At 61.6% G+C, this 11,064-nt stretch carries 10 protein-coding genes and 1 pseudogene; 8 read left to right on the forward strand and 3 right to left on the reverse strand.

The window, feature by feature from the left end; all coding sequences use genetic code 11:
* Window positions 1-888, reverse strand: a complete 888-nt coding sequence (locus KGB29_RS05505; RefSeq protein ID WP_150814379.1) for a LysR family transcriptional regulator — start codon at window positions 886-888, stop codon at window positions 1-3.
* A 192-nt stretch (window positions 889-1,080) separates the two neighbouring features.
* Here KGB29_RS05505 and KGB29_RS05510 point away from each other — a divergent pair, with 192 nt between their 5' ends.
* The 6 genes from KGB29_RS05510 to KGB29_RS05540 all read left to right on the forward strand — a co-directional run bounded on the left by KGB29_RS05510 (window position 1,081) and on the right by KGB29_RS05540 (window position 8,059).
* A complete protein-coding gene (locus KGB29_RS05510; protein ID WP_371319471.1) occupies window positions 1,081-2,499 on the forward strand; it encodes an MFS transporter in 1,419 nt (472 codons plus the stop codon).
* A 157-nt stretch (window positions 2,500-2,656) separates the two neighbouring features.
* Window positions 2,657-4,660, forward strand: a complete 2,004-nt coding sequence (locus KGB29_RS28705) for an aminotransferase class I/II-fold pyridoxal phosphate-dependent enzyme (protein WP_150814381.1) — start codon at window positions 2,657-2,659, stop codon at window positions 4,658-4,660.
* Between the two features lie 27 nt (window positions 4,661-4,687).
* Window positions 4,688-5,470 (forward strand): transporter substrate-binding domain-containing protein, encoded by a 783-nt coding sequence (locus KGB29_RS05525; RefSeq protein WP_090456270.1) that lies wholly within the window; start codon window positions 4,688-4,690, stop codon window positions 5,468-5,470.
* A 167-nt stretch (window positions 5,471-5,637) separates the two neighbouring features.
* Window positions 5,638-6,351, forward strand: a complete 714-nt coding sequence (locus tag KGB29_RS05530; protein WP_150814382.1) for an ABC transporter permease — start codon at window positions 5,638-5,640, stop codon at window positions 6,349-6,351.
* A 5-nt stretch (window positions 6,352-6,356) separates the two neighbouring features.
* Window positions 6,357-7,055: an ABC transporter permease subunit gene (locus tag KGB29_RS05535; RefSeq protein ID WP_150814383.1), complete on the forward strand. Its 699-nt coding sequence runs from the start codon at window positions 6,357-6,359 to the stop codon at window positions 7,053-7,055.
* Window positions 7,055-8,059 (forward strand): DMT family transporter, encoded by a 1,005-nt coding sequence (locus tag KGB29_RS05540; protein ID WP_150814384.1) that lies wholly within the window; start codon window positions 7,055-7,057, stop codon window positions 8,057-8,059. The genes KGB29_RS05535 and KGB29_RS05540 overlap by 1 nt, the downstream gene beginning before the upstream one ends.
* Here KGB29_RS05540 and KGB29_RS05545 read toward each other — a convergent pair.
* A pseudogene (locus KGB29_RS05545) lies at window positions 8,015-8,500 on the reverse strand (TetR family transcriptional regulator C-terminal domain-containing protein); the annotation flags it as partial. The gene KGB29_RS05540 and the pseudogene KGB29_RS05545 sit on opposite strands and share 45 nt — an antisense overlap.
* A gap of 167 nt (window positions 8,501-8,667) precedes the next feature.
* Here KGB29_RS05545 and KGB29_RS05550 point away from each other — a divergent pair.
* Window positions 8,668-9,684 (forward strand): succinylglutamate desuccinylase/aspartoacylase family protein, encoded by a 1,017-nt coding sequence (locus KGB29_RS05550; protein WP_150814386.1) that lies wholly within the window; start codon window positions 8,668-8,670, stop codon window positions 9,682-9,684.
* A gap of 196 nt (window positions 9,685-9,880) precedes the next feature.
* Here KGB29_RS05550 and KGB29_RS05555 read toward each other — a convergent pair whose 3' ends face one another.
* Window positions 9,881-10,249, reverse strand: coding sequence for a type 1 fimbrial protein (locus tag KGB29_RS05555; protein ID WP_150814387.1), 369 nt, complete (start codon window positions 10,247-10,249; stop codon window positions 9,881-9,883).
* A gap of 263 nt (window positions 10,250-10,512) precedes the next feature.
* On the opposite strand from KGB29_RS05555, the gene KGB29_RS05560 reads away from it, so the two are divergent.
* Window positions 10,513-10,974, forward strand: a complete 462-nt coding sequence (locus KGB29_RS05560) for a hypothetical protein (RefSeq protein WP_150814388.1) — start codon at window positions 10,513-10,515, stop codon at window positions 10,972-10,974.
* Window positions 10,975-11,064: the final 90 nt, after the last annotated feature.

The following is an 11,064-nucleotide window of genomic DNA, read 5'->3' on the forward strand; positions in this document are numbered from 1 at the left end:
TCATTGCGCACTGCAAACCTCCCACACGCACCCGCGTAGCCAGCGATGGGCCGGGTCGGCGTCCATGCGCGGGTGCCACAGCATCGAAACAGTGATCGCCGGCGTGGCGAATGGCAGGGCAAAGCAATGCATTCCCTGGCACAGGTTGCCGACGTGCCGCTGCGGTACGCTGGCGACCAGGTCTGAAGCCCGCGCCAAAGCAATCGCCGAAGAGAAGCCAGCGACAATGGTGGCAATGTCGCGCGTCAGTCCCAGCTCATTCAAGGCGTCGTCCATGACGCCTTTTTCGTGGCCCCGGCGCGAGACCAGGATGTGCCGGGCGGCGGCATAACGAACCGCTGTCATCTCGCCTCGAGCCAGTGGATGACCCTTGCGCACCACGCCAATGAACCGGTCGCGAAACAGCATCCGGGTCCGCACTTCCGGGCTGGTCGATTCGCCGATCACACCGGTTTCCAGGTCCACCGAGCCGTCGCGCAGCAGGGTGCTGTCCTTGTTCAGCTTCTGCACGAAATTCAGGCGGACACCGGGTGCTTCCTGGTGGAGGCGGGCGATCAGTGGTGGTCCGAAATTTTCCACGAAGCCATCGCTGGTGCGCAGGGTGAAGGTGCGCGCCAGTTGATTGAGGTCCAGTGCCTCGGCGGGGCGCAGGACGGCTTCGGCATCCTGCACGAGTGCGCCGACGCGTTCACGCAGCTCCAGCGCCCGGGGCGTGGGAACCAGTCCGCGACCGGCCCGCACCAGCAGCGGATCACCCGTGGTTTCGCGCAACCGCGCCAGCGCCCGGCTCATGGCTGAGGGGCTCAGGCGCAAACGCTGCGCAGCGCGGGCCACGCTGCCTTCTTCGAGCAACACGTTCAGGGTGATCAACAGATTCAGATCGGGCATGGAGTGAATCCTTGTGGGAGCGAGCTTGCTCGCGATTGCAGAGTTTCAGTCGACATCAATGGTGGCTGGCGGGGCCCCATCGCGAGCAAGCTCGCTCCCACATTTTCGAGTGTGGCGTTGTATGCACGTATAAAGTGCAAATGCTGCGTCTTCCGCCATGTTAGGTGCGGGCTTAGGCTCCAGACAACCTATTTGCGGAGTCGCGAGAAAATGAAGTCCATATCGATTCGGGGTGCCTTGGCCAGCCTGTCGTTATCCATGTTGCTGTCGTCCCTGGGCACCAGCATTGCCAACGTGGGTTTACCGACACTGGCCGCAGCGTTCTCGGCCTCCTTCCAGCAAGTGCAATGGGTGGCGCTCGCTTACCTGCTGGCGATCACGGCGCTGATCGTGAGCGTCGGCCGGCTCGGCGACATCATTGGCCGTCGGCGATTGCTGCTGATCGGCATTGCGGTGTTCACCGTCGCCTCGTTCCTGTGCGCCCTGGCGGCCAGTCTGTGGTTGCTGATTGCCGCAAGGGCCTTACAGGGCATCGGCGCGGCCATCATGATGGCGTTGACCATGGCGCTGGTGAGCGAGGCAGTGCCCAAGGCAAAAATGGGCAGTGCGATGGGCCTGCTCGGCACCATGTCGGCTATCGGCACGTCGCTCGGCCCGACCCTCGGCGGTTTTTTGATTGCCAATCTGGGGTGGCAGGCGATTTTTCTGGTCAATGTGCCGTTGGGTGTTTTGGCGATTGGGCTCGCGCATCGTTTTTTACCGAAAGATTGCCGTGAGAAGAGGGTGGATCGAGCGGTTTTCGATGTCCTCGGCACCCTGGTACTGGTCTTGACACTGCTGGCCTATGCGCTGGCGATGACCCTCGGGCGTGGCAGTTTTGGTCCGCTGAACACGGCACTGTTGCTGGTGGCGATGGTTGGAGCGGGCGTGTTTGTGTTCGTCGAGCGCACAGCCGAGTCACCGCTGGTTCGACTGACGATATTCCGCAACCTGCAACTGAGCGCAGGTTTCGCCATGAGCATGCTGGTGACGACCGTGGTCATGGCCACCCTGGTGGTGGGGCCGTTTTATCTCACCGGCGCACTGGCGTTGAATGCAGCGAGCGTTGGCCTGGTGATGTCGGCGGGGCCGCTGGTCGCTGCACTGGCCGGGGTACCGGCGGGTCGATGGGTCGACGGATTGGGCGCACATCGATCCACCACACTCGGATTGATTGCCATGTTGACCGGCGCTTGCATCCTGCCCGCCGTGCCAACGGGCTTCGGTGCGTTCGGCTACATCGTGCCACTGGTGGTCATTACCGCCGGTTACGCGCTGTTCCAGGCGGCCAACAATACCGCCGTCATGTCGAATATTGCGACGCCGCAGCGTGGCGTGGTGTCCGGTTTGCTCGGGTTGTCGCGCAATCTTGGCTTGATCACCGGCGCTAGCGTGATGGGCGCAGTGTTCGCCTTCGATTCGGCCAGCAACGATGTTTTGCAAGCGCAACCCGAAGCCATCGCACAGGGAATGCGGTTGACGTTCGTGGTCGCCGCCGGGCTGATCCTCGTCGCCCTGGCGATTGGCGCAGTCAGCAAAATCGTTTCACGTCGCCTGATCGCGCCGTGCTGAAAAACGGCGCGACTGTCGTGAAAACGACCTGTTTGCGCTGAACGCGAAGCCTCGCGAGTTTTCTGTTGAACGAGTGTTCAGTCTGGACTATGTTGAGGGCCACCTTCCCCCGGCTGGTTGCGGGCTTGCGTTTCTTCAATTCGAACGAGGCACTGGCATGCGGTTTTCACCCTTTGTTGAACGGATCAGTGGCCAAGGCGTTGCCGCCTGGGATATCCACTACGCGGCCAGCGCTGCGCAGCGCAACGGCGAGGACGTGATCATCCTCAGCGTCGGCGACCCGGATTTCCCCACTCCCGATTTCATTACCGATGCCGCCATCCACGCCCTGCGCGAAGGGGATACCCACTACACCGAAATCGCCGGTCGCCAGGCCCTGCGCGAGGCCATTGCCGGCCGCTACAGCCAATTGATCGACCGCGAACTGCAGGCGACCAACGTCATTCTCACGGCAGGTGCGCAGAACGCCTTGTTCGCCACCTCGATGTGCCTGCTCGGTGCCGGCGACGAAGTGATTGCCTTCGATCCGATGTACGTCACCTACGAAGCGACCCTCAAGGCGTCCGGCGCCACGCTGGTGCGGGTGCCCTGTGCGGCGGACTCGGGTTTCCGCCTCGATGCCGCCGTGTTGGCCAAGGCCATTACCCCGCGCACCCGGGCGATTTTCTTCTCCAACCCGAACAACCCCACCGGTGTGGTGCTGGGTCGTGAAGAGCTGCAAGCCATCGCCGACCTCGCCATTGCCCATGACCTGTGGGTGGTGGTGGACGAGGTCTACGAGAGCCTCGCCTATGAGCGTGAACACCAAAGCCTGGCAGCGTTGCCGGGCATGGCCGAGCGCTGTGTGGTGATCGGCAGCCTGTCCAAATCCCATGCCATGACCGGTTGGCGCATCGGCTGGGTCGTGGCCAATCAAGCCCTGGTCAACCATGTCGAAACCCTGGTGTTGAGCATGCTGTACGGCTTGCCCGGGTTTGTCATGGAAGCGGCGCTCAAGGCCGTGCAGTCCCATGACGAAGTCACCCACGGCATGCGCGAGATCTATCGTCGGCGCCGCGATCTGGTGGTGTCCGGCCTGGCCGATTGCCCGGGCATCAGTGTGCTCAACCCCGATGCCGGCATGTTCGTGCTGGTGGACGTGCGCGGCACCGGCCTGACCTCGCTGGAATTCGCCTGGCGCCTGCTGCGCGAAGCCGGTGTCTCGGTACTGGATGCCGCGGCATTCGGTGAGCCGGCCCAAGGGTTTGTACGGCTGTCGTTCACCCTGAGTGATGAGCGACTGGCCCAGGCCTGCCAGCGCATTCGCGGCTTTGTCCAGGTACTCAATGGTGAAGCGCCCAGGCCGGTGATCGGCACGGTGACCAGCACCGCGACCGTCGAACCGGCCACCGCCAGGACCATGATCGAAGTCGATGGCCTGCACAAACGCTTCGGCAATATCGAAGTGCTCAAGGGTGTTTCCCTGACCGCCCGCGAGGGCGAAGTGATCTCCCTGATCGGTGCCAGCGGCTCGGGCAAAAGTACCTTGCTGCGCTGCATCAACATGCTCGAAGTGCCGGACCAGGGACGCATCCTGGTCGATGGCGAAAGCATTCACCTTAACCAGAATCGCCCCGGCGCACCGCTGGTGTCGGACGCCAAACAGCTTGTGCGCATCCGTTCCAGCCTGGGCATGGTGTTCCAGAACTTCAACCTCTGGCCCCATCGCACGGTGCTGGAAAACCTCATCGAAGCGCCGACCCAGGTCCTGCGTGAAAGCCGTGCGGAGGCCACTGAACGGGCCGAAGCACTGCTCGAACGCGTCGGGCTGGCGGCCAAGCGCAACGAGTACCCGGCGTTTCTCTCCGGGGGGCAGCAACAACGGGTGGCCATCGCCCGGGCCCTGGCCATGCGGCCCAAGGTCATGCTGTTCGATGAACCCACCTCGGCACTCGACCCGGAACTGGTCGGGGAAGTGCTGCGGGTGATCCGCTCCCTCGCCGAAGAAGGCCGGACCATGATCCTGGTGACTCATGAAATGGCTTTCGCACGCGATGTCTCTTCCAAAGTCGCCTTTTTGCACCAAGGGCTGATCGAGGAAACCGGTTCGCCGGACGAAGTGTTCGTACACCCACGCAGCGAGCGTTGCCGACAATTCGTCAACGCTCATCAGACTCGCTAACTCATCATAAAAAGACGGGAAAACAACATGGGAAATCGACGTTTTGCAAACTGGTTGACCGGTGCGGCCTGCGTATTGCTGGCCGGCATGAGCGCGGCCCAAGCGCAACCGATCAGGTTCGCGGTGGCAGCCGAACCCTATCCGCCATACACCGAAAAACAGGCCAATGGTGAGTGGAAGGGCTTTGAAGTCGACCTGATCCACAAGCTGTGCAGCGAAATGAAAGCCGATTGCGAGATCAAGGAAGTGGCGTGGGACGGCATCATTCCGTCGTTGCTGGCGAAGAAGATCGACGTGATTTTTTCCTCGATGTCGGTGACCGAAGAACGGGAGAAACAGATCGCCTTCAGCAAGGCCTACTACGATTCGGCGATTGCCGTCGTCGGCCCGAAAGAGGCGTCTGTGAAGAAGTACCCGGATGACCTCAAGGGCAAGATCATCGGCGTGCAGAACTCGACCGTGAGCGCCAGCTACCTGAAGACCTACTACGAAAAAATCGCCGACGTTAAGTACTACGACACCCAGGACTCGGCCAACGCCGACCTGATTGCCGGGCGCATCGACCTGATGATGGCCGACGGCACCGCCATGGCCGCATTCATCAAGACTCCGGATGCCAAGGACCTGGCCTACCTCGGCACCGTGCCTTATGACCCGATCTTCGGCAAAGGCGTGGGTGCCGGCCTGCGCAAGGACGACACCGAACTCAAGGCCAAGCTCGACAAGGCCATCCAGGAACTGCTGGCGAGCAAGGACTACGACGACCTCTCCCAAAGCTACTTCGGCACCAGCGTGAAGCCTGCGTTCTGACCTGAAAATAGAACCTGTGGGTAACACAAATTCCCTGTGGGAGCGGGCTTGCTCGCGAAAGCGGTATGACATTCAGCAATGATGTCGACTGACACACCGCCTTCGCGAGCAAGCCCGCTCCCACATGGGTTAAGTGGCGCTATCGAGGTCACTGACTGGAGAACGAAATGCCGGCAATGTTCGATCTGATCAATTTCACTGAGCAGGGATGGGGCAGTGCGCTGTTGAAGGGGCTCTGGATGACCCTGCAGATTTCCGCCGGGGCCTTTGTCCTCGGGCTGGCTATCGGACTGGTGGTGGCGTGTCTCAAGCTCGGCGCGCCGAAGCCGATTGCAGCGCTGATGCGCGGCTACACCACGTTGTTCCGGGCGGTTCCGGAATTGCTGTTGATTCTGCTGCTGTACTACGTCGGCTCCATGCTCCTCAATTCGCTGATGACCCGGCTCGGCTACGGTGTAGTCAATGTCAGCGGCCCGCTGGCGGCCATCGTGGTGCTTGGGCTGGTGCAGGGCGCCTACGCCTCGGAGATTTTTCGCGCGGCGATCCAGGCGATTCCCTTCGGCCAGATCGAAGCGGCCAAGGCGTTCGGCCTGAGTGGTTTTGGGCTGTTCCGTCGAGTCACGCTGCCGATCATGGCGCCGTATGCGATGGCCGGGATGGCCAACCTGTGGATCAACCTGATCAAGGACAGTGCGCTGATCAGCGTGGTCGGCACCAACGAGTTGCTGTACACCGCCAAGCAAGGCGCGGGGTCGACGCGCCACTATCTGTTGTTCTACCTCACGGCTGCCGCGTTGTATTACGCGGTGACGCTGGCGTCGAACTATCTGTCGGGTCGGCTTGAGCGACGTATTCGTCGCTGGATGCCTTTGGCTGAGTGAATGAAATGATTCCAGCGTGGATAGTCGAATACGCGGCACTGTTGGGCCGGGGGCTGCAAACCACCCTCGTCATTCTGTTGGTATCGAGTGTGTTCGGTTACCTGCTGGCGGTGCTGGTGGCGCTGGCACGGATCTCGAAAAACAAGGTGATCGCCAAGGTCAGCCTGTTCTACACCAGCGTGACGCGCGGCACGCCGTTGCTGATCCAGATCTACATCTACTACTACGGGCTGGGCAGCCTGTTTGCCCAGTTCCCGCTGATTCGTGGCAGCTTTCTCTGGCCGTACCTGCGTGATGGCTACTGGTACATCGTGTTCGCCCTGGTGGTGTCGATGGGGGCCTATGTCGGCGAAGTGATTCGCGGTGGCCTGCTGGCGGTGCCCAAGGGTGAGATGGAAGCCGCGTCGGCCTTTGGCATGACGGCGCGCCAATCGTTGTTGCGAGTGCGCTTGCCCCGAGCCCTGCGCCTGCTGTTGCCGACCCTGGCCGGGGAAACCGTGATGCTGCTCAAGTCCACGGCACTGGCCTCGACCATCGCCGTGATCGACCTGCTCGGCGCCGCCAACGTGGTCCGCGCGCAGACCCTGCAGGTGTACGAACCCTTGTTGCTGGTGGCCGCCGTCTACGTCTGCCTGACGTTCCTGATCGAAGCGCTGTTTGCCTTTGCCGAACGGCGCGGGACGCCCGTGCGCAGGTCAGTCTGATGAGTTCGCCAACGGTTGACCGTTCGCTGCAGGGCATTGGCCTGTGCACCCTGGGCTACGCGTTCCTGGCCTTGCAGGACGCGGTCATCAAATGGCTGGTGGCCGACTATTCGGTGGTGACCATCCTGTTCTGGCGCAGCCTGGTGGTGGTCGCCGCGGTATTGTTGGCGGGGCGCCTGCGCCTGATCCAGCGGGCGTGGCGTTCACCGAGCCGGCGCTTGCTGGTGGTGCGTGGTTTGCTGTCGATCGTCGCCTGGGTGCTGTACTACACGGCGGCCAGGGACCTGACCCTGGCCGAGATGACCACCCTGTATTTTTCCGCGCCGATCATGGTCACGGTGCTGGCGGCGGTGATCCTCAAGGAGCGCGCCAGCGGTTGGCAGTGGTTCAGCCTGGTCATCGGTTTTGTCGGGGTGGTCATTGCCTGTCGCCCCGACAACATGACCGATCCGTTGCCGATCGTCCTGACCCTGTTGGCGGCGATGTGCTGGGCGTTTACCTATATCCAGTTGCGTCAGGTGGATGAGCAGACCTCAGTGCTGGAGCAGATGCTGATCACCAACGTGGTGTTCGTGATTTGCATGGCGGTTGCCCTGCCGTGGACCCACACGCCATCACCGACGCCCGCCTGGCTGGGCATGCTCGGCGCCGGCCTGGTGGGTGGCATCGGCCAGTTCCTGTTGTTCGCCAGTTTCCGCCGCGCCACCGCCACCTTGCTTGCACCGTTCGAATACACCGGGCTGATCTGGGCGTTTGCGCTGTCGAGCCTGGTCTGGGGCACGCTGATGGACATGTCGCTGATGATCGGCGCCGGGCTGATCGCCGTCAGTGGCACCCTGGCGATGATCTTCGGCCGGCATTCTTCACAGGATGTCGTCGGTGCTGAATGCTCCGTGACGCAGCCCCTTTATCCAGCAACGGCAGATGTGGAGTCCGTTGGCGGCGCTGAAGGTCTCGGGGTTCAGGCACCACTCGAGCCGGAGACCGTCGAGCATCGCCGATAAGCCGATGGCGGCCAGGCGCGTGTCGTGAATCACGAAGCCTTCGCTGGCGGCCAGCCCGTCGAGCAACTGACGGATCAGGTCGAGGTAGGCGCGGTAACTTTTTTCGTGGGACTGGCTGACGTGTTCGGAGTGACGGATCAGGCTCCAGAACACCACCCACACGCCGAGCAGTTGCGGGTCCATGACCCGGGGCGAGAACGAGCCTTCCAGGAAGGCATCGATCTTTTGCGCGGGTGTCTGGGCCTGCTCGATTTCCTGGAGCAGGGCGGTGGTCAGTTCGTTCGCGAGCCGTTGATAGGTGTCGGCGATCAGTGCCTCGATGCTGCCGAAATGGTGGTTGAGCAACCCCACGGACACGCCGGCTTCGGTGGCAATGCGCCGTACGGAAATCCCGGCGTGACCGTCGCGGCCCAGGCAACGCAGAGTGGCGGCCACCAGCATTTCGCGACGGTCATCGGGTTCGGCGCGGCGGTTTTTCGGGGCATCGGTTGTCACAGGGGTGTCCTTGGGTGAGGTTCCACGATTCCGAGCTTAGTTGAACGTCTGTTCAATCACCAGCTACAGCAGCGATACCATGTTTTTCAGCATTCATGACGGGAGGAAAGCCAATGCCGCAGGATATTTCGTTCAGTGTTCGCAACAACAATGGCGATGCCGTGCGGGTCGGTGCCTGGCGTTATGCAGGCGACGGCAGCGGGCCAAACGTGCACCTGCAAGCCGGCGTACACGCCGATGAAATCGCCGGGATGCTGGTCCTGCACCTGCTGATGCAACGACTGCACACCGCCGAAACCCAGGGCCGGCTCAAAGGCAACATCACCGTGGTGCCGCAGGCCAATCCGCTGGGCATCGGGCAGTTTCGCCAGGGGCGGATCCTTGGCCGTTATCACGACGCCACCGGGCATAACTTCAATCGCTCGTTCGACCAGTCGGCGGCCATGGCGCGACCTTCGACCTGCGTTCAGCAATGGCAAAAGAAACTGGTGCAACTGGCCGCCACGGCCGATGTGATGCTTGACCTGCACACCGATGACGAGGCGCTACCGTACCTGTACGTGCACCGCAGTTTCTGGCCCCGTGGCCGCGAACTGGCGGCGGCGATGAAGATGGACGTGGCGATCATCTGGGATGACGGCGGCGATGGCTCCTTCGAGGAAACCATCATTGCCCCGTGGATACGCGACGGAGTCACAGCGGGGCGGATGGCTGCGACCCTGGAGCTGCGCGGGCAGGGCGATGTCAGCGACCGTTTTGCCGAACAGGATGCCGCAGGGCTGTACAACTGGCTGTGCGGTTGCGGTGTCATCGATGAGTCAGTGGCGCCTGCAGAATGGCCCGTCGAAGCCGTGGAAATGGGCAACATGGAAACCATCCTCGCCCCGCAACCCGGGGTGCTGATCTTCGAAAAAGAGCTGGGGGATTTCGTCGAAGAGGGGCAGCGCTTTGCACGGATTCTCAGGACCCCGGGCGACCCATCTTCCGAAGTGGTACTGCACGCCGAGCAAGCGGGGCGCCTGGTGACGCGCTATCGCGACCGACTGATACCCCAGGGCATGGGGGTGGCGAAATTCACCGGCAGCCGGGTGTCGCGCAACTGGAGCGGCGGGTTGCTGGACCCGAACTAAGCCTCACCTTCGCAATTGTAGTGTCATGACATTTGTGGCGAGGGGGCTTGCCCCCGTTGGGCTGCGAAGCGGCCCCCGCTTTTCTTCAGTCAGATAGTGCAGGCAGGTTTTGCGACGGCTTCGCCGCCGAGCGGGGGCAAGCCCCCTCGCCACAGGTTCAGTGTAAGCCTCAGCCAACATCAGCCCGGCTCAGTTGTCAGGGAATGCTGAGGGTAATCAGGTAGCTCCCCGAGCGGACAGGGGAGCCTGCATCATCCACCAACACATACTGCTGATCGAAATAGCGACCTTCCCGACCACTGTCAGCGAGCAGTTTGACGTTGACGCTGGATTGACCGACTGCGACCACATTGGCGGTTGGCGCGATGGTGTTTGCTTCAATCCCAATCGCGCGACTCTGGGCCGGGCATTGATAAAGTTCGAATGTGCCGTGCGTACCCACGCGTGACTGACAGCCCGGCTCCACAATGCTGCCTTGAAACCTGATGGTGCCCGGCGCCGCCAGGCACGCACCACTGAGTGCGAACAAAAGACTCAATCCCGCTGCTATACGTTTGCCGTTCATGCTTAACGCTCCTTGAGTTGTAAGGTCTAGGTCGTCAATGAACTCTAGAAGCTTGAGGCTTTTGTTGTATCGCCGTGTATCAGGGCGCCACATCTTCGTACAGCCATACAAAACCAGCTCCCCACGGATACAGCCCGGATACACCACTGGGGCCAAATGGACCTGCCAAAGCGAGAGGCACAACGCAGCTCGCAACCAGGTTTATCAACCCTTGTGGCACGACCAATAGTGGTCCAGCCGCGCAAATGATCCGGAGTATCAACATGTCTCGTATCCAGTCGAACAAAACCCGTATTGGCCTGCTCGCTGTTGCACTGGTCGGCGGTATCAACTTCGCTTCTACTGCGTTTTCCGCTGAAGCCTTGCCTCAGGGCTATCAACTGGCTTCCGCGGAGAAGACCAGCGAAGGCAAGTGTGGCGAAGGCAAGTGCGGTGCCAGCGAAGCCGGCGCGCAAAAGACCCAGGCCGAGGGCAAGTGCGGTGAAGGCAAGTGCGGCGATGCTTCGTTCGCGCGCACCGATACCGATGATGACGGTCGCGTGTCGCTCAAGGAACTGCTGGCGGTGGCGCCCAAGGGCACTGAGGAATTCAAGGCGATGGACACCAACGCTGATGGTTTCCTGTCCGAAGGTGAGGTGTACAAGTTCCGCACCAACCAGTACATCTCCAATGGCAAGAAAGTACCGACCGAGTTGTTCACCAAGTTGAGCCAGGCTAAAGACTGATCGGCCGCAAACAAAAAACCCTTCCTGTGTTGAATCGCAGGAAGGGTTTTTTTGCGTGGGCAGTACTGTATGGGAGAACTTTGTGAAAGT

This window comes from Pseudomonas sp. BF-B-30 (assembly GCF_019956305.1).
GTDB classification, from domain to species: domain Bacteria; phylum Pseudomonadota; class Gammaproteobacteria; order Pseudomonadales; family Pseudomonadaceae; genus Aquipseudomonas; species Aquipseudomonas jessenii.